This window comes from Lysinibacillus sp. Y5S-8, assembly GCF_036894365.1.
GTDB classification, from domain to species: Bacteria; Bacillota; Bacilli; order Bacillales_A; family Planococcaceae; genus Lysinibacillus; species Lysinibacillus fusiformis_D.
Genome location: NZ_CP145889.1, coordinates 879853 through 903715, shown reverse-complemented (window position 1 = coordinate 903715; position 23863 = coordinate 879853). Strand labels below are relative to the sequence as shown.

23 protein-coding genes and 1 riboswitch are annotated in these 23863 nt (G+C 38.2%); of the genes, 10 read left to right on the top strand and 13 right to left on the bottom strand.

The genetic code is table 11. The annotated features are described in order from the left end of the window. Window positions 1-6: 6 nt before the first annotated feature. Entirely contained in the window at window positions 7-1575 is a 1569-nt protein-coding gene (locus V6670_RS04175) for a family 10 glycosylhydrolase (RefSeq protein ID WP_338652778.1), read from the bottom strand. Window positions 1576-2167: 592 nt separating this feature from the next. Between V6670_RS04175 and V6670_RS04170 the strand changes: the two genes are divergently transcribed. The 3 genes from V6670_RS04170 (at window position 2168) to V6670_RS04160 (ending at window position 4269) form a co-directional block, all read left to right on the top strand. After that, a complete protein-coding gene (locus V6670_RS04170; RefSeq protein WP_338652776.1) occupies window positions 2168-3391 on the top strand; it encodes an MFS transporter in 1224 nt (407 codons plus the stop codon). A gap of 75 nt (window positions 3392-3466) precedes the next feature. Beyond that, window positions 3467-3670 (top strand): hypothetical protein, encoded by a 204-nt coding sequence (locus tag V6670_RS04165; protein ID WP_338652775.1) that lies wholly within the window; start codon window positions 3467-3469, stop codon window positions 3668-3670. Window positions 3671-3948: 278 nt separating this feature from the next. Further along, window positions 3949-4269, top strand: a complete 321-nt coding sequence (locus V6670_RS04160; protein ID WP_338654477.1) for a GNAT family protein — start codon at window positions 3949-3951, stop codon at window positions 4267-4269. Window positions 4270-4353: 84 nt separating this feature from the next. Here the strand turns inward: V6670_RS04160 and V6670_RS04155 are convergent, their stop codons facing one another. The 7 genes from V6670_RS04155 to V6670_RS04125 form a co-directional block, all read right to left on the bottom strand. Next, the gene (locus tag V6670_RS04155; protein ID WP_338652774.1) at window positions 4354-5334 is read right to left on the bottom strand and encodes a S66 peptidase family protein; all 981 of its coding nucleotides are present in this window, start codon (window positions 5332-5334) and stop codon (window positions 4354-4356) included. Window positions 5335-5358: 24 nt separating this feature from the next. Then, window positions 5359-5853 (bottom strand): GNAT family N-acetyltransferase, encoded by a 495-nt coding sequence (locus V6670_RS04150; RefSeq protein ID WP_338652772.1) that lies wholly within the window; start codon window positions 5851-5853, stop codon window positions 5359-5361. Between the two features lie 162 nt (window positions 5854-6015). Beyond that, window positions 6016-6519, bottom strand: coding sequence for a GNAT family N-acetyltransferase (locus V6670_RS04145; RefSeq protein ID WP_338652770.1), 504 nt, complete (start codon window positions 6517-6519; stop codon window positions 6016-6018). Between the two features lie 131 nt (window positions 6520-6650). Then, on the bottom strand, window positions 6651-7130 hold the full coding sequence (locus tag V6670_RS04140; protein ID WP_338652768.1) for a hypothetical protein: 480 nt from the start codon (window positions 7128-7130) through the stop codon (window positions 6651-6653). Window positions 7131-7136: 6 nt separating this feature from the next. Continuing rightward, window positions 7137-7799, bottom strand: a complete 663-nt coding sequence (locus V6670_RS04135) for a TrkA family potassium uptake protein (RefSeq protein ID WP_004224679.1) — start codon at window positions 7797-7799, stop codon at window positions 7137-7139. 142 nt (window positions 7800-7941) lie between these two features. Continuing rightward, window positions 7942-8397, bottom strand: a complete 456-nt coding sequence (locus V6670_RS04130) for a TlpA disulfide reductase family protein (RefSeq protein WP_036125531.1) — start codon at window positions 8395-8397, stop codon at window positions 7942-7944. Between the two features lie 148 nt (window positions 8398-8545). Next, window positions 8546-9088 carry a peroxiredoxin gene (locus V6670_RS04125; RefSeq protein WP_004224676.1) on the bottom strand — a complete coding sequence of 181 codons (543 nt, stop codon included), beginning with the start codon at window positions 9086-9088 and terminating at the stop codon, window positions 8546-8548. A gap of 406 nt (window positions 9089-9494) precedes the next feature. Here V6670_RS04125 and V6670_RS04120 point away from each other — a divergent pair, with 406 nt between their 5' ends. The 7 genes from V6670_RS04120 (at window position 9495) to thiW (ending at window position 16000) form a co-directional block, all read left to right on the top strand. Beyond that, window positions 9495-10037, top strand: a complete 543-nt coding sequence (locus tag V6670_RS04120) for an XRE family transcriptional regulator (protein WP_036125534.1) — start codon at window positions 9495-9497, stop codon at window positions 10035-10037. A 17-nt stretch (window positions 10038-10054) separates the two neighbouring features. Further along, window positions 10055-11161: an ABC transporter ATP-binding protein gene (locus tag V6670_RS04115; protein WP_036125536.1), complete on the top strand. Its 1107-nt coding sequence runs from the start codon at window positions 10055-10057 to the stop codon at window positions 11159-11161. Further along, on the top strand, window positions 11151-11960 hold the full coding sequence (locus V6670_RS04110; RefSeq protein ID WP_036125538.1) for an ABC transporter permease: 810 nt from the start codon (window positions 11151-11153) through the stop codon (window positions 11958-11960). Before V6670_RS04115 ends, V6670_RS04110 begins: the two co-directional genes overlap by 11 nt. Further along, entirely contained in the window at window positions 11957-12754 is a 798-nt protein-coding gene (locus V6670_RS04105; protein WP_036125540.1) for an ABC transporter permease, read from the top strand. Before V6670_RS04110 ends, V6670_RS04105 begins: the two co-directional genes overlap by 4 nt. Next, window positions 12751-13824, top strand: coding sequence for an ABC transporter substrate-binding protein (locus tag V6670_RS04100; RefSeq protein ID WP_036125543.1), 1074 nt, complete (start codon window positions 12751-12753; stop codon window positions 13822-13824). The genes V6670_RS04105 and V6670_RS04100 overlap by 4 nt, the downstream gene beginning before the upstream one ends. A gap of 213 nt (window positions 13825-14037) precedes the next feature. Then, entirely contained in the window at window positions 14038-15234 is a 1197-nt protein-coding gene (locus V6670_RS04095) for an MFS transporter (RefSeq protein ID WP_141904843.1), read from the top strand. A 66-nt stretch (window positions 15235-15300) separates the two neighbouring features. Next, window positions 15301-15408, top strand: a riboswitch (TPP riboswitch). Window positions 15409-15499: 91 nt separating this feature from the next. After that, the gene (gene thiW / locus V6670_RS04090; protein WP_141904842.1) at window positions 15500-16000 is read left to right on the top strand and encodes an energy coupling factor transporter S component ThiW; all 501 of its coding nucleotides are present in this window, start codon (window positions 15500-15502) and stop codon (window positions 15998-16000) included. A 235-nt stretch (window positions 16001-16235) separates the two neighbouring features. On the opposite strand, the gene V6670_RS04085 is transcribed toward thiW, so the two are convergent. From V6670_RS04085 to V6670_RS04065, 5 genes are read right to left on the bottom strand one after another with little or no spacing between them, the layout of a single operon-like run. After that, the gene (locus V6670_RS04085; RefSeq protein ID WP_338652758.1) at window positions 16236-18833 is read right to left on the bottom strand and encodes a VWA domain-containing protein; all 2598 of its coding nucleotides are present in this window, start codon (window positions 18831-18833) and stop codon (window positions 16236-16238) included. Beyond that, complete coding sequence (locus V6670_RS04080; RefSeq protein WP_338652757.1) at window positions 18817-20562, bottom strand: BatA and WFA domain-containing protein; 1746 nt, start codon at window positions 20560-20562, stop codon at window positions 18817-18819. Before V6670_RS04080 ends, V6670_RS04085 begins: the two co-directional genes overlap by 17 nt. A gap of 11 nt (window positions 20563-20573) precedes the next feature. After that, a complete protein-coding gene (locus tag V6670_RS04075; RefSeq protein WP_141904839.1) occupies window positions 20574-21449 on the bottom strand; it encodes a DUF58 domain-containing protein in 876 nt (291 codons plus the stop codon). Beyond that, window positions 21446-22441, bottom strand: coding sequence for a MoxR family ATPase (locus V6670_RS04070; protein ID WP_141904838.1), 996 nt, complete (start codon window positions 22439-22441; stop codon window positions 21446-21448). The genes V6670_RS04075 and V6670_RS04070 overlap by 4 nt, the downstream gene beginning before the upstream one ends. 11 nt (window positions 22442-22452) lie before the next feature. Continuing rightward, window positions 22453-23856, bottom strand: a complete 1404-nt coding sequence (locus tag V6670_RS04065) for a hypothetical protein (protein ID WP_338652755.1) — start codon at window positions 23854-23856, stop codon at window positions 22453-22455. Between the last annotated feature and the right edge of the window lie 7 nt (window positions 23857-23863).

Sequence of the window (23863 nt, the reverse complement as noted above, 5' to 3'; positions counted from 1 at the left end):
AGCTATTTACTGATTATCTTTCACCACAAAAACTTCCTTGCTTTCCACACCAGCAGCAGATACAGCCGTAATGCCGTATGTGTAGCTTTGCTTAGCAAGAGCTGTCTTGTCCACAAATTCAGTGATGCCATCCATATTATAAACAACATCCACTATATTTTGAGGATCATTATAAGAACCCTCTTTGTTCCCTACAAAACGATAAATGACATACTTGCGTGGTTGTGTTTCATTTTCGTCTATAATTTCAATTTTGCTACCAGTTGCTCCCTTTGTCACTTGTACAAAAGTCGGCTTATTCGGCCTAGTGTCATCATCCCAAGTTGTACCTGGTGTCAGTGCTGTATAATTATATAGTTGTTGATTAACAATCGTTGCATAGCCCAGTTTATTGTTTTGAATACTTTTTAAGGAGAAGTGCATTTGCCCTTTGGCTGCTACCTTTTCCGAGCGATTCGCTAGTATTTGACTTGGTAATTCCATTTTGTTTTTCCATGCTGCATCACTGTCATTGCCAACTTTGTAATCAGCAAGTCCAATGTATAGATGAATAGGGTGTGTTTTTGCATATGTTTGTACCTCATGGCTCCACCAATCTAGCAATGTCCCATATTTGGCAACAGCTAATGTTCTTGACCAATAAATTTGTGGTGTAATGTAATCAATCGTGCCATTTTGAATCCATGTTCTGACGTCTGCATATAAATCATCGTAATTATTGACACCAGCTCGCGTATCGCTTCCTGTTTTATCCAGTGATTTATTGCGCCATACGCCAAATGGTGAAATACCAAATTGAACATATGGTTTTGTATCTTTAATGACTGTGTATAGATTTTCTACAAGTTGGTTGACATTATCTCGTCGCCAATCTTCCACCTTTTTAAAGGAACCACCATATTTTTTAAAAGCTGCTTGATCTGGAAAGACTTCATTTGCAATTTTATATGGATAAAAATAATCATCCATATGGACTGCATCAATATCGTAATTGGCTACTAGCTCTCTTACTGTTTCCACTAAATAGTCTTGTACCTCTGGTAAACCAGGATTTAAATAATATTGTTTGCCATATTTGACAACCCAGTTTGGATGGGTTCTTGCCACATTATCGGCAGCAAGATCTGTTAGTTTTTGTCCAGACATTGTTACACGATAAGGATTCATCCAGGCATGCAGCTCCATCCCTCGTTTATGTGCTTCCTCTACCATAATTGCAAGGGGATCGTAACCAGGATTTGTGCCTTGCTTTTTCCCTGTTATGTAGGATGACCATGGCGCTAGCTCAGACGCATACATTGCATCATTTGTTGGTCTTACTTGATAAATAACTGTATTCAATTTGCTGGCTTTTAATTGATCCAATGTTTGGCGTGTCCAAGCTGTATACTGCTCCTTAGTCATACCCGCTTTCATATCAATATTAAGAACCGTTGAAATCCAGACAGCCCGCATTTCTCTTTTCGGCTGTGTCGTGCTTGCCATCGCTGTCTTTTCAGGTATTGTCGATAGGCATAACACAAAAATCATTGCGACAAAAGTGATAAGTTTCCATTTACTATTATTCTTTCTCATATTTCCTCCATTTGCTATTTTTCTATTTTAGTATATGATAGGTTCTCGCTAAATGCACGTCTCCAAAGATACTTCACCGGATGAATGAAATAATGCGGTCATAAGTATTCCCGTCTATTTAAGAAGAAGCAGCTTAAAATCTATAAAATAATAGTACTACTAAATGATACTTTTTGTTGTCGTTCATTTTATCAAATATTTTAGTTGATTCCAAAATCTGTATAATCAAAACAAAAAAACAGCCAAGAAAGCGGTGAAATGCTTTTCTGGGCAATTTGTTATTTTTCTATCATTTCCCTTGTTATTAGCTCTGGTCCTAAAATGTTAAGGTGTTTGATTCGTTCTTTACGCGCAGATAAACTTTATGCTACAATCAACACAACTTATATAGAACGGAGGGTATTCCTAATGACAGCTTCAATCAGACTACGATTTCACATTACTAACTAAATATGTGTACACTTTGCCTGCTGTGCAAGGGAAATGGGATTAGTCTAGTCTGTTTTAGGAATACAGGAAGAGAGGGGACTTCAACACCCCCTCTTTTTTGTTGTCTTTCAACTTTCCACACAGGCACTACTGTTAGAAAGGGATGACGAATTTGGAACATTGGAAACGCAATACGATACTTTTTTTAAGCAGTCAAACCATTTCACTTTTTGGCTCTGCTCTAGTGCAATATGCCATTACATGGTATATCACACTTACAACGCAATCAGGCGTCATGATGACCATTGCGATTATTTGCGGTTTTGTACCGACCTTCTTCTTAGCACCAATTGCTGGTGTCTGGGCAGATCGCTACAATCGTAAATGGCTTATTATTTTGGCAGATGGCATGATTGCCTTATCCACATTAATTTTAGCTATTTTATTTTTAACTGGCTATGATGAGCTCTGGCTATTATTTGTTATATCAGCGGTACGTGCAGTTGGTGCAGGTATTCAAACACCTGCTGTAGGTGCTATTTTACCGCAATTTGTGCCTGAAGAGCATTTAATGAAGGTTAATGGGATAAACAGTAGTATTCAAGCTTTTATCATGATTCTTGCACCCATGGCAAGTGGGGCATTATTAACGATGGCTTCAATCGAATCCATTTTCTTTATTGATGTGACGACAGCTGCTATTGCCATCACCATCTTCTTATTATTTCTGCATATTCCTGCACATGCCAAAGCGAATCAGCCACAGACAACAAGCTATTTTAGTGATATGAAACAAGGCTTCATCTACATTAAAGAGCATGCTTTCTTAAAGCAATTATTCTTGTTCTTTGCCTTTTTCATGTTGCTCGCTGCACCTGCTGCCTTTTTAACACCTTTACAAGTTACACGTAGCTTTGGCGATGATGTATGGCGTTTGACTGCCATCGAAATGGCCTTTGCCATTGGTATGTTAATCGGTGGTATCGCCATCGCGACATGGGGTGGCTTTAAAAATAAAGTGCATACCATGACATTATCTGCTTTATTATTTGGTCTTTGTACAATGGCTCTTGGAATTATTCCTGTTTTTTGGCTGTATCTCGTGATAATGGCTGTTACAGGAATAGCTATGCCAATCTTTAATACACCCGCAACGGTGTTATTACAAGAAAAAGTAGAAAGTGATTATATGGGGCGAGTATTTGGTATTCTTAGTATGATTTCTACTTCTATGATGCCTTTAGGTATGCTTATTTTTGGTCCAATAGCTGATATAATTGCCATTGAATGGCTACTAATAGGGACAGGAATATTACTTTTCATTCAAGGATTTTTCTTACTTGGAAGTAAAGTCTTGTTAGCTACTGGTAAACCAACAAACGATTAGTCCACATATCACCTAAAACTAATATGTTTTAACTCTAGTAAAAAAGTGAAAACTTATAGTAAGAGGTGATAATGAATGACTGAAAAAAAACAAGCGAAAACTCGTTATACAAACAACCCTGATGTACTGGATACAGGTAAAGAAAGCATTTTCGATCAACACGAGGATATGAAAACAGTCGATCCAATACCTGTGGAAGAACTGAATGAAAAAGTAAAAGACGAACAACATAAATCCAAAACAAAGGATTCGTCAGCTACTGCTAAACGTTATCCATAAAGTGAAGCTAGCAGGATTTTTCACCAAACAGCTTTTAAGGATATTAAGATAAAAAGTCGACCCAATGTATTAAGAAATTGGGTCGACTTTTTCATATAGTAATTTAAAGAGGGAAATAAATGAAACATACAATACCTATTTTGAAAACTGAAAGGCTACTTTTAAGACCTATTACTCCACTAGATTTAGAGGCTACGCTTCTAGCAAAAATGTGGCACGCTATGTGACGTGGCAGGCCCATACAAGTTTAGAGGATACTAAAGCTTTTATAAACTTATATTAAATGGCTATCAGCAAGGTTATCTCTTACTTTTGGGCATCGAAGTATACTAATTGGTACAATCGATTTTGTTACGATTAGCAACACACATCATTATGCAGAAATTGGTTATGTACTTTCGGAGGATTATTGGAATAAAGGATTCACTACAGAAGCAACAAAAAAACTGATTGACTTTGGCTTTAAGGAAATAAATTTGGTACATATTCAAGCACGATGTTTTGAAGAAAATATAGCCTCTCAAAAGGTTATGGAGAAATCAGGCATGCAATTTGAAGGAATTTTACGTAAAAGTATGTTTGTTAAAAGGAAATACTAAAATGTGAAAATGTACGCCATCACTGATGATGATTATAGAAGTCTTTAGCAAATAAAGCCTTGCTCCGTATGCAAGGCTTTATCATTACAACCATTTTTCTACACAATATATCTTTTTAGCTGTTGCATCTAGCTTTACTCGTTTCCCTATCGCTATTGGATGCATAGGATGTGTATGGCAAATATCCACCTCTGCTAATAGAGGTATCTCTATTCCATCCAACTGTTCAAGTAGAATATCATAGGGTTGTCTGCCCGTTCCTAAATCATCATAGCATTCATGTTTGCCCAAAATAATGCCCCTTACTTTATTAAAGACACCGTGCAATTTCAGCATAGCAAAATTCTTTTCAACAATAGCAGCATTTTTTAAGCAGTCCTCCACTAATAAAATGTCACCTTCCAAAATTTCAGGGAAATAAGGCGTGCCAATAAAACCGTACATTGCATTTACATTGCCGCCAATTAACCTACCTTCTACAACCCCTTCCTGAATTGTTAACCATTCATTTTTCTTGAGCTTTTTATCGACCGTCTTCTCGAGCCAGTTAACAGGTTCATCTGACCAGTAAGAGGGCATTGGCATTTCATAGGGTAGTGCTTGCGGTTTAAAGAAATAATCCTCAAAAAACTTGAAGGTGTCATTTACTAATGGTTCAAACTCGCCAAAAGAAGGGACAAACGCTGGACCATAGAAAGTTGCTATATTTGTCTTTGCATAAAGAGCAAGTAAAATGGCTGTTGCATCCGAATAACCTATGACTATTTTGGGCTGTTGACGAAACGCCTCATAATCAATATAGGGCAGCATACTATTGGCATTTGTCCCTCCGATTGTAGACATAATGATATCCACATCTGGATTGCGTAGTAATTCATTTAATTCTTCCGCACGTTCCTTTGGTGAACCAGAGCGGTAATAATCTGATTTGCCAGTAAGAGAACCTGTTACGATTTGAAAGTTTTTCTCTTCTAGAAACAATTTGGCACGTTCATAACGTTTCAACGCCGTCACCGTTGCTGGTGAGGATGGTGAATAAATGCCGATGTTGATCTGTATCGTCATACGTACATTCCTCCCCCTATCAAATTATAATAGCCTTGACATATAATATTCATTAATATATTGACCATCTACATATAAGGAATTTCGCTTTATTCCCTCTATATCAAATCCCATTTTCTTATATAAAGCAATTCCAGCCTCATTATTTTCCATAACGGTTAACTCTAAACGATGGATACCATTAACTTTTGCCCAATCCTCTACATGATTAAATAATGCCGTCCCTATTTTCTTTCCTCGATAGTCACTATGTATGCCTATTACAAGATAAGCACGGTGAGCAATTCTAGATGGTTCATTGCCCTGTAAAATTAAATAAGCAACAATCTTCTGTTCCATTTCCGCCACGAACAAAGCTGAATGGTGGCTATGATATAGCTTTTCAATATAGCTTCCAAATTGCTCGGGCTCTAATTTTCGCTCACCTGGGCCAAATAGCATAAGATTAGATGCCTCTGCATTTGTCATAACAGCTATAATCTGTGTACTATCCTTGCGTGTTGCTTCTCGTATTAGCATGTAAAGTTCCTCTCTCTTTAAAATTTAGTAATCTGCATTATTCGTTCTTAATGATGGCATGCTGAATAAAACATATTTTGATTCGTTCATTTGATGCAAAATATAGTCAGCGATAAATGAAGGGATTTGCCGCGAAAATCCACCTCCTGATAATGCAATAATTTATCTTGACCCTTTATAATTTTTCCTTATTTCGTACAGGGCTTGTTCATGACCAAATCTTTCTAACACCTGTACTTTGTGCATCCCTAACTTTTCGAGTAAGTGACAAGATGCCTTATTAGCAGTTTGTGTTTCTGCCACAATCGATGATATATCTAAATAATTCAGACCCTCCTCCATCACCGCTGTAAGGACTTCAAAAGCTAGCCCCTTTCCCCAATACTGTGGTAAAAATTGATAGGAAAGCTCATATAACTCTTTATCATGGTATTCATCGATAGAAACAAGACCAATAAATTCACCTGTCGTCTTTAATGATATATATAAATATGTATTAGGAAATGGTGCTGCTAACATGCCTTTAAAGGATGCCTCTATATAGCTGTCCTGTGGCACACCTCCAAGATAGGTTCTAACTTGTTCATTGGAGTAAAGCATATGTATAGCTTTGTAATGTTCTGGTTGTAATGGCTCTATCACACAGTTACTTGTTATAAACTGCATTTTTCTACCTCCTTCTTTATGCAAAGTGTAATTCAACCATCAGACAGAAATCAAATATTTTTTCCAAATATTACTTTCCACTTTTATAAAAAAAGTAGTGACCAGCCCTTATTGCTGAATCACTACTTGCGTTATTGTCCGAATTGTTCGAGTAACCTTTGTGTATTGGTTGATTGTTCGAGGGCTTTTTTCTCACTGGCCCAATAAACCAAATATTGTGTATCGCCAACGGTGAAGACCATTTGTTGCAATTCTTCATCAAGCTCAGAACGAATGGCTACCTTTAAAATTTCCACCTCATAAAGAGGCTTTTCTTTCATTTTATAAACAATATGATAAGCTGGCTCTTCTTCAAAAATTGTTCTTTCCTTTTTAGAAAGATCTCTTACATGACTTAATGGATGTTTCTCTATAAAGTCTTTTGCTTCATCTCCTGTAGCTTGCAATAAAGATTGGTCCCCTTGCAATAATTCAATTGCATCGATTTCTGTGGCATGATCTAAAATTAGGGAGATTGCCTCATCTTCATTTTTTTCTCGATATTGCATGATAAAAGCACCAATTAGTAAAACAGCGGCAAAAATAATAAGTCTCCATCTTCGTTTAGTCATTTGCCATTACCCATTCAATGCCTTTTTAACAAAGCGATTTATATCAACGTCAGCACCTATCACAAGCATAATATCTCCTAGTAAAATCTTATCACTTGCTTGTGGAGACACGATAATATCAGCTCCACGCTTGATTCCTACAATGTTAATGCCATATTTTGCTCGAATATCTAAATCCATAATGGAGTATCCTGCAATCGCGTCATTTGCCTTTAACTCCATAATTGAATGTTCATCCGAGAGTTCTAAATAATCTAGCACTGTATTAGATAACATATTATTAGCAATACGAATCCCCATATCTCGCTCAGGATGGACAACAAAATCTGCACCAATTTTACGTAAAACTTTTTCATGATAGTCATTTTGAGCCTTTACTGTAATTTGCTCAACACCAATTTCCTTTAAAATAATCGTTGTTAATATACTTGCCTGAATATCTTCACCAATTGCTACAATAACATGCTCAAAATTACGGATACCTAATGAATTCAGTACCGATTCATCAGTTGAATCTGCAATGACAGCCTGGGTAGCAATGGAGGCAAATTCATCTACACGCTCTGAAGAATGGTCAATTGCCATCACCTGTGCACCCTGACTCATTAATTCACGAACAATACTTCCTCCAAAACGTCCAAGCCCTATGACCGCAAACTCTTTTTTCATCATAAAAAATCCCTCCGAAAACTACTATACCACCATTGTAGCTTATTCTTTATCATATGTATTGTTAAAACAAGAGTCTATTCGTCAATGTTGGATAACTAAAAAAGACGAGGACCTTGATCCCCGTCTAAACTTCTTTTTATTATTCAGCGTTACGCATCTCATCTAGCACGCGATTGACACGCTTTTCTAGCATTTTCATACCACTTCCTCCAGCTTGCATATGACGCAGCTGACCATCTTTATCAAACACAAAATATGCTGGTACATATTGGTTTTCAAAAGCATCTGTTAGTTTCATTTCACTATCTACAAAGATTGGTTGCACAATATCATGTTCTGCTGCTACTGCTTTGATTGTATCTAAATCAGTGTCTGCCTCAGAACGCGGCATATGTACTGCTACAACATTTAATTCATCTTTAAATTGATCACGGAAATTATTGACGTCCGGCATTGCTTCTTTACATAAATGACAGCTTACTGACCAAAAGTGGATTAATGTTGGTTTCTCGCCTACTAATTCAGCTTTTGTCACTTCCCCGTTTAACCAAGTCGTTGCACCTACTAGTTCAGGCATTTGTTCACGAAGTTTCATAAAAATCCTCCTCCAATATATAGGTTGTTTTCAAATAGTTCGATAACGATTGAAAACCCTTCTCAAAAACAAAAATTCAGTTAAAAGTCCCCACAAACTTGTCGTGGGGACTCTTAATTTGTTCCATAATGACTCGACTCTATTTAGATTATAGAGTTGCTTGACCTGGACGCCAGTTTGCTGGGCAAAGACCACCAGTTTGAAGTGCTTGAAGTACACGTAACGTTTCATCAACATCACGGCCGATGTTGTTATCGAATACTGTTTGGTATTTTAATTCGCCTTCTGGGTTGATGATGAATAGACCACGTAATGCGATACCTTCTTCTTCAATTAAAACACCATATTCTTTCGAAACTTGGTGGTTTGTATCTGCAGCTAATGGGTATTTTAATTCACCAAGACCATTTTGAGTGCGGTCTGTGTTAATCCATGCTAAGTGAGTGTGGATTGTGTCTGTAGAAACACCGATTACTTCTGCATCTAAGTCTTCAAACTCGTCATAACGATCACTCATTGCAGTGATTTCAGTTGGACATACAAATGTGAAATCCATTGGATAGAAGAAAAGAACTGTCCATTTGTCTTGTGCTTTAATATCTTCTAATGATACTTTACCAAATGATTTGTCTGAAAGTACTGCTTCCATTGTAAAGTCAGGTGCTTGTTTACCTACCATGCGTTCTGCCATAATAAATCCCTCCGAATAAATATGTAGTTTATATATTCCATTCGCACAAGCGAACTCATCTTCTACGATAGCAGAGTAATCGCAGTTTTTCAAACAAGTAAACTCCGCTCGTTTGTACGTTTGAAGTGGCATGACAAGAAATCGTCAAATCCACAAATGAAATGACTGCTACAGCCTATTTATTCACTATTTTTAACAAAAATATTCTACCCTATACAAAATTTTTCTCCATTTTCTTTATGCCTGATTTTTTAACATTTTATAGCTATTTTTTTCACGAAAAATGATTGCAAAAAAAAAATTATTATGTATAATTGTAATGGTTTTAGTAAACTAAAAGTTTCGTTAAAGTAAACTTCGTATTTCAAAAGTTTATGATTGCTAAACTTCTTCTAGGAGGGAAAAGATGCAAATAGGAGCAAAAATTAAAGCGCTTCGTTTAAAAAAAGGTCTTACCCAAGAGGAACTTGGAGAACGTACAGATTTAAGTAAAGGTTATATCTCCCAATTAGAACGTGATTTAAACTCACCTTCTATTGAAACATTATTTTCTATTTTGGAAGTGTTAGGTTCAACACCTAAAGATTTTTTTGATGATGACTCACCTGAACAAAAGGTTGTCTATACAGAAGAAGACCAATCTATCTATACAGATGAAGAAAAAAATTATGAAATTCAATGGCTAATCCCTACATCTAACGAAAAAGAGATGGAACCCATTTTCTTAACCTTTGCTGCTGATGGCGAATTCAAGCAATTTGAGCCGTCGCTCTCAGAAACATTTATTTATGTTGTCAAAGGACGTATTCGTCTTGTTTTAGGGAATGAACAGTATATCGCAAGTGAGGGCAATGCTCTTTATTTTGACGCGACAGATCATCATCAAATTTTTAATGCACATGCAGATGAAACTAAAATTTTACTCGTTGCAACAGATTCTTATTTATAGCTTAAGGAGGCGCATCAATGACAACGAATTCCATTATCCGCTTTGAAAATGTTTCAAAGTCTTATAGTGACGGTACCGTCGTCTTAAAGAATATCAACTTGGAGCTTGAAAAGGGTAAATTTTATACACTCCTTGGTCCATCTGGTTGTGGAAAAACAACCATTTTACGAATTATTGCTGGTTTCACAGAACCAACGACTGGAGATATATTTTTCCACGATAAAAAAATTAATGCAGTACCTGCAAATGAACGTCAGGTCAATACTGTTTTTCAAGATTATGCGCTATTTCCTCATTTAAATGTTTTCGAAAATGTCGCATTTGGACTACGCATTAAAAAGCTGCCTGAAAATGAAATAAAGGAACGTGTGGCTGAGGCATTAAAATTTGTCAATTTGGCAGGCTACAGCAACCGCGAAATCTCTGAAATGTCTGGTGGGCAGCGTCAACGTGTGGCGATTGCGCGTGCCATTGTTAATGACCCTGAAGTCATTTTACTGGATGAGCCACTTTCCGCATTAGACTTAAAGCTACGTACTGAAATGCAGTATGAATTGCGTGAATTACAGCAACGTCTTGGCAAAACCTTTGTCTTTGTTACACATGATCAAGAAGAAGCACTTGCTATGAGTGATGAGATTTTTGTTTTAAGTGAAGGACAAATTCAGCAATCAGGTACGCCAGTGGATATTTATGATGAACCGATTAACCGCTTCGTGGCTGACTTTATTGGTGAATCTAATATTGTACCAGGTGTGATGATTGAAGATTTCAAAGTTGAATTTGCTGGCAAAATTTTCGAATGTGTCGACCAAGGGATGAAACCAAATGAAAAAATTGATATTGTTATTCGACCAGAAGATTTAGAAATGACAACTATCGATAAAGGGAAACTTGTGGTGAAAGTGGATACACAATTATTCCGAGGCGTACATTATGAATTATCGACGTACGATAAAGATGGCAATGAATGGCTAGTCCATTCATTGAAAAAAGCAGAAGTAGGGACAGAAATTGGCTTAGGCTTTGATCCTGAGGCTATTCACGTAATGCGCTTAAATGAAACTGAGGAAGAGTTCGATAAACGATTAGAATCATATGGAGACGATGAAGATGCAAACTAAGACATCGAAATCAGCATTATTTCCATATGTGCTATGGATTGCCTTTTTCGTTATCGCGCCGATTGCCCTCGTTGTTTATTATTCCCTACTTGATTTACATGGCAATTTCACGCTCGATAACTATAAAGCGTTCTTTACTTCTGTTTACTTAAAGATGACATTGAGCTCGTTTTGGTATGCCTTTTTAATTACATTCTTTACTTTATTAATTTCATACCCAACTGCTTATTTCTTAACGAAGACAAAGCATAAACAGCTTTGGCTTCTGCTCATCATTATTCCTTCTTGGATTAATCTATTGTTAAAAACATATGCCTTTATCGGCATCTTTGGATTATATGGACCAATTAATGCATTTATCGAAGTATTTGGCTTCGATCCTAAGCAAATGCTCTTTACTGATATTAGCTTTGTCTTTGTATCGGTCTATATCTTTATTCCGTTTATGATTTTACCGATCTTCAACTCCTTAGATCGATTAAACCCAACGCTTATTTATGCAGCACGTGATTTAGGTGCCTCTGCTTTTACAACTTTCCGCCGTGTTGTTTTACCATTAACAATGGATGGCGTTAAATCTGGAATTCAAGTTGTCTTTATTCCAGCGCTATCCCTGTTCATGATTACACGCTTAATTGCCGGAAATCGCGTCATCACCCTTGGTACAGCGATTGAACAGCAATTTCTTGTAACACAAAATTGGGGGATGGGTTCTACTATTGCTGTGTTCTTAATTTTATTCATGGTGATTATTATGCTTGTTACGGGACAAAAAGATAAAGGAGGTCGCGTACGATGAACAAACTATCTGCATCAGCTAAAGTCTATTTAACGATTGTTTTTATCGTTCTGTATGCTCCCATCTTCTATTTAATTTTTTACTCGTTCAATAGTGGCGGCTCCATGAATCACTTTGAATCCTTTACTTTAGAGCATTATAAAGCTGTTTTTGAAGATTCACGTCTTCTTGTTATATTAATTAATACTGTAATCGTGGCATTACTTTCTGCTTTGATTTCTACTATTATTGGCACACTAGGTGCAATCGGTATTGTGACTGTCAAGGATTCAAAAATGCGCAATACTTTACTATCCTTAAACAATGTCTTAATCGTCAGCCCAGACGTTATTATTGGTGCTAGCTTCTTAATTTTATTTACAATGGTTGGCATTAAGCTTGGCTTTGCGTCTGTCTTGTTAGCCCATGTCGCATTTAGTGTACCGATTGTTGTTCTAATGGTTTTACCTAAACTACTAGAAATGAATAAATCGTTAATCGATGCAGCATTAGATTTAGGGGCTACGAAAAAGGATATTATGATGCGTGTCATTCTTCCTTATATTCAACCAGGGATTTTTGCGGGCTTCTTCCTTGCCCTTACGTATTCTTTAGATGATTTTGCCGTGACATTTTTCGTAACAGGTAATGGCTTCAGCACATTATCTGTAGAAATCTACTCCATGGCCCGTGCAGGTATTTCTTTAACGGTTAATGCTATTTCTGGTTTGGTATTCTTTGTTACGGTGTTAGTCGTTGTTGGTTATTATTTCATTACAAGTCGTACGAGTAAAAGAATGGAGGGACAACGATGAAGTCATTAATTCAAGCTACCATCGCCATCCTTGTTGTTTCAGCCCTTTTATTCTATGCGGCTGACGCCTTAAGTGCAGGCGGCGGTAAAAGTGGAAAAGACACGTTGACAATCTTTAACTGGGGAGAATATATTGATCCTGACTTGTTGAAACAATTTGAAAAAGAAACAGGCATTCATGTCATCTACGAGACATTTGATTCCAATGAAGCGATGATGACCAAAATTCAACAAGGTGGAACAGCGTATGATATTGCCGTTCCATCTGAGTATATGATAGAAAAAATGAAGGAAGAAAATTTATTGATTCCTTTAGATAAAACAAAAATCCCTAATTTTAAAAATATCGATCCTTACTTTTTAGATTTACCATTCGATGATGACAATAAATATTCAGTCCCTTATTTCTGGGGAACAGTAGGCATTGTCTACAATCCAAGCCTTGTGGGAGATTTAGATTTCTCTTCTTGGGATGATTTATGGGACCCATCCTTAAAACGAAAAGTCTTTTTAGTGGATGGTGCTCGTGAAGTCATTGGAATGGGCTTAAACAGTCTCGGATATTCCCTGAATTCACTAGACAATCAGGAACTACGTGAGGCTACTGATAAATTAATTACACTTGCACCAAATGTAAAAGCCATCATTGGAGATGAAATTACACCATTAATGATCAACAATGAGGCCACTGTAGCCCTTACTTGGTCTGGGCAAGCAGCAGATATGATGTATGAAAATGAGGAGCTAGACTTTGCTGTACCTGAGGAAGGCTCAAATTTATGGTTCGATAATATGGTCATTCCTAAAACATCGAAAAATATCGACGGTGCCCATGCCTTTATCAATTTCATGCTAAGTGCTGAATCAGGTGCACAAAATGCCGATTATGTAGGCTACTCTACTCCTAATATCGCTGCTATGGACTTAATGGATGAAGAAGTTGTTTCTGATGAACGCTACTATCCTTCTGAAGAACAACGCGATACATTAGAAGTTTATAAAAATTTAGGACCAGATTATTTAGGGAAATATAATGAATTGTTTTTAGAATTTAAAATGAGTATTCGTTAAAGCATATAAAGGTCTATCGATGAATTTTTATTTTGTCGATAGACCTTTCTCTATTATCTTCCTGCACCTATTGTCTGTTTATTGTTTTCTACATCGTGGATTGGCATTGCTGCACTAGCAGGTATGTTTCATTTCAGACTTTCAACCGATATGATGATAGGATATCTTATGATAGACTTTAGTATATTTGATTATAAAAAGGGGGTTCATTCGATGACCCAGCAGAAGTCCAATAAGGCGGCTTTATATATTTTAATGTTTAATATGTTTATCGCAATGGGGAGTATTGGAATTATTATTCCTGTCATGCCAGAGTATTTAAAAATATTCGGTGCAGCAGGACAAGTTCTAGGTATGCTAATTGCAACGTTCGCCTTAGCTCAATTCGTATTTTCTCCAATTGCTGGGAATCTTTCGGATCAGTATGGTCGGAAAAATTTAATTATTTTCGGTCTTATTGTGACAGGTCTTGCACAAATCGGTTTTGGTCTTGCCACAGACGTCTGGATGCTATTTTTAGCACGCTTTTTAGGCGGTCTAGGTTCCGCATTTGTTGCACCTCCTATTATGGCATTTGTAGCTGACGTTACTACCTACGAGGAACGTGGAAAAGGTATGAGTATGTTGGGTGCTGCTATGTCACTTGGCTTTATGATAGGGCCAGGAATAGGTGGTTTCTTAGCAAAGGTTAGTTTACATTTTCCATTTTTCACGGCAGGAGTTGCTGCCATACTTGCATCTATTTTATCTTATTTTTTATTACCATCTACTAAACCAAACACTTCACATGACAAGCAAAGGCAAGAAAATCTGGCGAAGCAAATGGCTCGTTCCATACATATGCCTTATTTCGTTATGCTCATTATCATGCTCGTGTTCTCGTTTGGAATTGCCAACTTCCAAACAACCTTGTCATTATTTGTGACAGAAAAATTTAATTACACACCCGTAGATATTGCGATTATTTTAGTTGTCGGTGGTGCTTTTGGGGTAGTTGTACAAATGTTTGTAATTACACCACTTTTTAATCGCTTTGGTGAAATGAAAGTTGTGTTAGTCAATTTATTTATTGCATCTGTTGCTATTTTCTTAATATTGTTTGTATCTGGCTTCGCTCTTATATTAGTTGTAGCAACTATTTTCTCTACAGCAACAACACTAATTCGTCCTGCTGTAAATACACTAATTTCAAAGCTTGCAGAGAAAGAACAAGGGTTTGCTGCGGGCTTGAATAATGCTTACATGAGCCTTGGCAATATGATCGGTCCAGCCTTAGCTGGTTTACTATTTGACTGGAATATGAACAGTCCATATATATTCGGATCTATCATATTATTAGCCTGCTTCTTCCTTGCACTCATCTGGACATTGAAAAAAGCACCTCATCTAATGCATCCTGATACGAAATAGTCAGAAAAATCATTGACTATTTTTAACATTATGTTACAGTAATGTTGGTTAATAAAATTGAATGATATTTACCACTAGGGGAGCCTTTAAAAGGCTGAGACGTATATGATGATGTACGGACCCTTTGAACCTGATCTAGTTCATACTAGCGGAGGGAAGTGGCGCTACTTGCTATTGTCATTGTCTATGCAAGGCCGCTTCCTATTGTTTAAAGGAAGCGGCCTTTTAATTTCCCTCATGATTTTATTCAAGAGGAGTGAACCTTATGTCAATTCGTAAAATGACAATCATGGCTTTATTAGTAGCTATTGCTGTAGCAGGATCTACCTTTGTATCCATACCAACAGGCATCGCACGCGCCTACCCCGTTCAGCATGCTGTTAACGTAATAGGAGCTATTATACTAGGACCCGTGCCAACAGTTCTAGTTGCCTCTGTGACAGCCATCATTCGTATCTTTACTGGTACAGGCTCTCTTTTAGCGATTCCTGGTAGTGTTATTGGTGCATTGTGTGCGGCCCTTGCCTACAAATACAGTAGAAAACCATGGCTAGCAGGATTCGGCGAAGTTTTTGGCACTGGTATTCTAGCTTCACTTATTGCCGTACCCTATGCAAAATTGCTTATGGAGACATCCGTAGTCGCATTATTCTTCATGCCAGCCTTTTTAACATCAAGTACCATCGGGGCCATCTTAGGTGTTATGGTGGCTAGCACTTTGCGAAAATCGGTACTAGTAAAGAGTTTTAATTCTTCGCTTTATTGAGTGGTGCTGAGTGCTTTTTGATTTTGGAAATTCTTTAAGATGTGCGAGAAGATTCCTTTTCTAGTCTTTAAGTTTCTTTATGAGCGTCTCTCTCCTCTGAGAGGCACTTTTCGAAGGCTACACTTTGTCAATCACCTTTGCACCATTTTCCTAGCGGAAACCACCATTTTTTAAAACCTCAAAGCATTTAAAAAAGCAGTGCAAAATGGAATGATTTTGCACTGCCTTCACTATATTATGATCGTTTTTTCATACCCTTTAATAGCTGGGCTACGTTCGTGTCTTCTGCTTGTACAGGTTTCTCCTCAATTGGCTGCTCTTTTTTATTCGTTTTTGTTAGGAAACTCCACCCAAAACGTCTTATGGTAATATCCATAAAGAATAGAAGCATACTTGCTAAAAGAAGCCATGTAGCAATGTTTTGTCGATCCGCTCCTTTAGTTGTAAAGTCACGGAACACATCTTGTGGTTCCTTTAAAACAGCTCCCCCTGTTTGATTTGTTAACTCTTCAACCAGTTTTTCATTAACAGGGAGCAGTTCATACTCAGCACTATAAGGAACACTTAGACCTGCCTGATAAATGGCCTGCTGCTCATCCGCTATACGGAAGAAAATCAATCCAGGTTCGGCCTGTACAACAGCTCGAACTTGGGAGGCTGAAATGGTTTCTAACTGAGTTTCTAACTCCTCCCCTGCTTCATTAACCGCTACAATGTCTAAAAATGCGGCTTCATTTGTAGGGTCTGTAATCATAAAGGAGCCATCAGCTTCTAATCTCACATCATAGGCAACATCATTATAGCTTGGCAACATTTGTGAAATAAGCGTCTGCCAAAATGTTCCCCAGTCCTGCCATCTTGCCCAATCTCCTGTCCATTTACCCGTTGAATCGGATGTAAAAGCAAATGTTTTACCGAGTCCATATTGCCATTGTGCTAACACAGGATCTTCCTTCTCACTTTCTGCAATTACGGTTGTCCCTTGCTTAGCTGTCGTTCCAATATAAGCATTCATTTGAGGGACGCCATTGGCAAATAGCGAATTCCATCCTGCGGCATTATAAATTGCTGGATAAAACGGATTATCCTCAATATAGGTGCGAGAAATCATAGCTGTTTCACGAGATAAAATAGAAGGAATGGTTTGTTCATCAATGACATCATAGAACCGTCCACTACCCATATCACTAAGTGCTTCGAGTAAGTTAGCATCAGCATCTTGTCCAATCGCTACTGTTGATAAAGTTATACCATTTTCTTTTCCCTCAGCAATTAAATCCTCATAATTCCCAGACTGTGATTGCCCATCGGTTAAAAGAATAATATGTTTACGTTGCAGCTTTAAATCGGCGAGATTTTCATAGGCTTTAGCTAATGAACTATAGATTTCTGTTCCGCCTCCTGGTGTTACTGATAGAATGGTATCCACTGCCTCTTCTTTACTTTTAAGAGGTGCGGTTTCTATAATTTCCCAAGGACGATCATCGAAGGCGATAAAGCCTAATGTATCCTCATCTCGTAGCATTTCAACAGAACGTGCCGCTGCTTCCTTAGCTAGCTCTAGCTTCGAGCCATGCATACTGCCAGAACGATCCAGCACTATGACTAGCCCTAATGAAGGTAATTGCTCCTTGCCCTTAATTTCCATCTCCACAGGCAATAACGTTTCAATTGGCGTTTTAAAATAGCCTCCTAAACCAAAACTATTTTCTCCACCAACCATCGTGAAACCAACCCCAAAGTTTTTGACTGCTTGCTCAATCACACTCATTTTCGCCTCACCAACTAAATGACCAGGCACATTGTCAAAAATGATCGCATTATATTGTAAATAACTGGACAGTTCATTTGGTAGGCTTTTAGGATCGACAACATCATAGGCAATAGATTGACTACCAAGTGCTGCTGCGATAGGTGAAGCTGTTTCATAGCCATTGACGATGAGTAAATGGGGTTCACTTTGTACCATTGTGACACTTGTTAATTTATTGTTTTCAAAAATAGCATCCTGCCCAACTTGAATAACTGCTTCGTATTTTACAAGTCCTTCAGCTGATGCTGCGTGTTTATAGGTAAACACATTTGTACCTTCCGTCAACTCAACTGCCTCGCGATGAATTAGCTCATCATTTTCATATAATAACAGCTCCCCTTGCCCTGCTGCTGTTGCATGAATTTCTGTTACTAATTGTTGCTGCTCTCCTACATAAGCAACCTGAGGGGAGACAAAGCTTTTGAGCGACACATCATGGACAACTGGTAAACTAAAAGGTACAACGTCCACACTAATATTGGCACCTTTCAATCTGGAGACAAATTCTAAAGCATCTCCTTTTGTCTCATTACCATCTGTTAATAATACAAGGCGAGTCGCTTTTTTAGGATCAACAATGCCTGTTGCAAGCTGTAGACTTTGTTCAATATTCGTTTGATCTGTTGCTTTGATTTCTGTAAGCTTCGGTACATCCTTTAATTCTTTAGACAAAATGGCTTCTGTTTGTAAAGTGGAAGAAAAAGAATAGATCCCTGCAAGTTGGGGTTCTTTTTTAGATTGTAGGCTCTCCTGTATAAACTGAGCCATCTCATCTTCTGTACCATTCATAGACGCCGATCGGTCTAGTAAATACACGATCTGTTCTTCTTTTATCGGTAATAATAAATACGGCCCTGCAAGTGCCAAAACTAAACAGCATATCGCTACTATGCGAATAGCAAGCACAACAATATGACTCTTTTTTAATCGCTGCCGTTCTCGAAAATAAGTCCATCCAAAATACAAGAACAATGGAAGTAATAGCAACAATACTAATGGCGTATCAATTCGTAAATCCACGACGTCGTTGCACCTCCCACTCTGAAACAAGCAAAATTAAAATTATCACAATTATCCAAGGCACGAAGGAGGCCATCGATACCTCTTCCTTCCCATTGTCTGAAATGTCGCCTAATGTATAGCTTGTTCCTTGTTCAATAACACGTTCTTGGGCTTGCAATTGCACAATAAATTGTTTTTCTTCATTATTTAAACGTACCATATAAATACCTGGTTGTTTTGGTGCAGTTAACATGCCCTGTGTAATAGAAGAAAGAAACTCATCTTCTTGCGAATAAACACTCCAGTCTCCTTGTGCTAAGGCTACTGCACGCTGTTCATTTGGTGTGAAAATACCAAGTGAACCGACTGATTCTGTTAACTGTTGCTCAGTACTCCATAAAAATAGCGGGAATGATGGATGTAATGGCCAATCTGTATCAGCAATATCCGCCAAAACAACGATATCTCCTTTAGGGGAGCGTTGGATAAACGGCTCATCTCCTACAGAAGCAATGGTTTCATAATCCGAAAATCCAGGATAAATAGCACTAACATAAATATCCTTTAGTTCGCTAAAAGCAAATAATGCATCACTTTTAGCACTTACTGTACCACTTGCTTCCACTTTTTCGGCATCATCACGTCCAAATAATACTAGCGGTTTCTCCATCTTCTCCAATAAGGCTGTTTGGTTTGTGATGACAGTTGCATCCTGATTGTCAGCTACTTGTAAAGACGGAACGATTTTCACACCGCTACTGACACTTTGAAAACCTTTTTGTATCAACTGATGCATACCCTGATCAACAACAATTTTTGAAGTAGTCGTTTGGAGTAAGACGGTTTGTTGATTGTCTACGGCATAATCATCCTTTGCATCAATAATAGCTGTCATCGATTTTGCTAAGGGCAAATCTTTGAAGGTTTTCGTAATGGCTTCATTTGGAGGCACAACGACACGTTCTGCTACCAGCTCTTCACCCTCTGCATTTTGTATCACTAATGTCACCTTTTGTTCAGCAGTTGTATCATTATGGAGCTGTACAAGTGCCATCGTAACCTGACCATCTGTCGTTGCAGCAAAGCGTGTAATGGCGATATTTGTTAAGTCTTTTGCAGCACCTCTAACTAGCCATTTCACTGAATCTTTATCCATTGGTAATTGCTTTTTATCAAGCGTATCTGTAAAAACATAGATAGAAGTCGGTGTATCGCCCACAAATGCCTGTGCAACATCCAGTGCCTTCGTCATTTCAGCCGTTTCATAAGATACTTGTAAATCTTTAATCGCTTTTTCAATGTCATTCATATTTGTTTCTTGCTGCAAAACGGCTTTTGGAGCGGCACCTGTTGTAATCAATGTAACAGGTCGCCCATTCAACTCTTCCATCAATGTCAACATTTCTTGCTTATGTGTGTCAAAGGTTGATGAATCTTTTCCTGCTAGCATTGTGGCTGATGTATCAACAATAAATATCGTTTGTGCACCCACAATGGTTGATTTTTTCACATATGGATTCATCAGCGCCAATACAAGTAGCAGTAATGCTAGCAGCTGTAAATATAGTAAGGCATTTTTTTGTAAATGCTTTAAATAAGGTGATACACGGGTTTCCTGCATAATTTCAGACCAAAATAGAGTAGAAGAGACAGTTTGATCAGTATATTTTTTACGAAAGAAATAATAGAGTAGGACAATGACCGGGATGATGGCCGTCCAGCTAAATATAATTTGACTAAAGCCCAATACGGCTCACCTCACCTAATCCAATGTGCTTTTAATAATTGTTGAAAGATCGCATGTTGCAGTCCATCTTCCACTTTCAATTGTAATTTTCGAACGCCAAAGCGACGGCAAATGGCTTCAAATTCTTCTTCATGTAATAATCGTCTTGCATGATAGGTGTCTAATACTTTAGTAGACATCGTCACATTGACATCATTGCCTGTTTCACGATCAAGAAGGCGGACATCCCCCAAATAATTTGGTGATAACTCTTCTTGCGTAACAATTTGCAAAATGCGAACATCCCCAGCATAGCGTGGTAGTCTTTTTAACAGCTGCTCCCATTCCTCAATTGGCTCTAACCCATCTGTAATAATGAAGAGTACGGTACTATCCTTAGGCATAGCTTTTAGTGCACCCTGTGCAAATCGATTGGCATAATTCGCTTCCTCTATATCTGTTACTACTTGTAAAAAAGCTCTACGATACATGGCACCCTTCCGTCGAAACGGTGGTTTCACTTCATCTTGGACAAACGAAAAAGACAAACGATCATCACGACCGAGCACCATTAAGCCGAGGGAGGCCACAATTTGACGAGCAAATAGCCACTTAGCGCTCTCCCCCATTGATTTAGTAGTATCGAGTAAAATGTGTACACGCATCTCTTGCTCGTCTAAAAATCTCTTGATAAAGTATTTCTCTGTTCGAGCAAAAACGTTCCAATCTACTTGGCGTACATCATCACCTAAATGGTATTCTCTAAAATCTGAGAAATCGAGAGAAGCCCCGAAGCGTTGTGAACGGTGCGAGCCCTTATGCTGCCCGCGTAGTTTGGAGGCCGTCGCTACTTGAAAGCGACTGATTTTTGCTAACCAGTCTTCGGGCAATAAGTATTTTGCTGTCACTTGCTAACACCTTGTTGAACTTTTTCTAAAATAACATCAATTACATCATCAGCTGTTTTCCCTGAAGCCTCCCCTTCATAATTCAACAGCATTCGGTGACGTAAAACGGGTTTTGCAACAGATTTTATATCAGCTACAGAAACATGGAAACGTCCGTTCATAAGTGCTCTAGCCTTTGCTAGTTTTATTAAGCTTTGCAAACCACGTGGACCACTGCCATACATGGCATATTGTTTAACTTCATCCAGAGCATCTGGTCTTTCAGGATGCGTAGCCACCACTAGATCTGTGGCAAATTCCAGCATTTCATCGGCAACCATTACTTCTTTCACCATTTGCTGAGCTTCCGTAAGACCCTCAGTATTCATCATCTTCTGTAAACCAATTTCCTGCGCACCTGTCGTTCGCTTCATAATTTCCATAAGTTCACTTTTTTCAGGATACGGTACAAGAATTTTACAAAGGAAACGGTCCATTTGTGCTTCAGGTAATGGATAGGTTCCTTCCATTTCAATAGGATTTTGAGTCGCTAACACGAAAAATGGTTTTGCCATTTTTTTCGTATCCCCCAAAATCGTCACCGTTTTTTCTCCCATTGCTTCCAACAAGGCACTTTGTGTTTTCGGTGTTGCCCGGTTAATTTCGTCGGCTAACACCATTTGACTAAAGATTGGCCCAGGTTGAAATGTAAATTGTTGCTTGCCATCAGGCGTCCGTTCAATCATACTTGTCCCTGTTATATCAGCAGGCATAAGATCGGGTGTAAATTGAATACGTGAAAACGACAAATCTAGTACTTCAGAAATTGTACGGATTAACATTGTTTTCCCTAATCCTGGTAAACCTTCTAATAAGGCATGACCATCTGCTAGAACTGCATACAACGTATAATCAATTGCTTCTTCCTGTCCAACAATGAAGCGATGAATTTCTTCTTTTACTTGGTGTAATTTCTCGCTCATCTCTACATACTGTTGCTCTGTAAATGCCATTTCTTTTCCTCCTACTGCGACTCAATTGACGTGAAATAAGATTGCACGACATTTTGTAAATCCTTTGGTAATTGTAAACGCTCTGAGCTTTCTAAATAGCTGTCTTTATAGGAGCCAATTACTTCTTCATATGGTCGAATAGAGCCCTTTGTTATTGGTCCATTTCCCTGTTGCTCAGATACGTGAGAACCATCTCCTAACGCTCCACCATCTACTGATGTCTCACTTGATCCGCCAACTCGATTAGGTGTCGTTAATAAATTTCGACCGCCTTGGCCACTTCCTGCTCCTTGACCTTGACCCTGTCCTTGCCCTTGTCCCTGTCCTTGTCCTTGTCCCTGTCCTTGTCCTTGTCCTTGACCCTGTCCTTGTCCTTGTCCTTGCCCTTGTCCCTGTCCTTGCCCTTGTTGTTTGGAACCACTTTGAGCATTATTTTGACCAGACTGACTTGCTTGGCTTTGCTGATTGCTAGGTTGGGCATTACCAGAAGACTGTTGATTGTTTTGTTTGTTACTGCTTGCATTATGATTGGCACTAGCAATAGCATTTTGTAAGGAATTACTTGCTGGCTTACCAAGCTTGCTCATAGCCGTTTGAGTAGCATTTGCATTTTCCGTTAGCCCTTGCTGCATTTGAGCAAGCTCTTTTAGCTGCTCAACCTCTTCCTTCGATAAGCTTTGTTCTTCTGCTGCCCCATCTTGACTAGCCGTTTGTTTATCCTTTAATTGCTGTTCCTTTAGGGCTAGTTCCTTTTGCTTTTTCACAACTTCCCGTAAAGCCTCTTCTGCCGTTTCAGCCTCTTTTAAAGTATTTTGAAGCTCTTGCAATTGCTCCTTAACTTCTTTTGTTTGTGCTTTTTTTTCTAGTTCAGCAACTTCCTTTTTCATATCTTCGATAACAGCTTGCTCTTTTTCAACCTCGATTGCTTCTATTTGCGTCGCTGCTGGGAACATATAAAGAATGGCTAGTACAATTGTTGTGACGAATAATCCGATAAATGCCTTTGGACGAAACAGGTGTTTCTTTCGAGCCTTAAAGTCAGCAAAAGCTTTTTCAACATTTTGTATGGCTTTAGATAATAAAGATTGGACAAGGGGGTCCTGATCATCTTTAAACGATAATGCTGTCACTAACTCATTATGAGAAAAATAATGATCCAGAGTATGCAAAGCCTCTCTTTCGTTGACACGTTTCCACCATATGTAAACAGTAGTTGCAACCATAACAGTAATGAACGCACCTAATGCTATTTGACGATAATATGGCCAAACAAATAGTCGGGAAATTAAAACGAGAGAAGCACTCGAAAGCAATGCCAAAAACAAACCGTACTGTGCAATGGGAATACTTCTTTCAAGAGTTAAGCTCGACTTTGCACGCTGAATATATTTTCGTAACTGCTTACGACGCTCCATACCAATT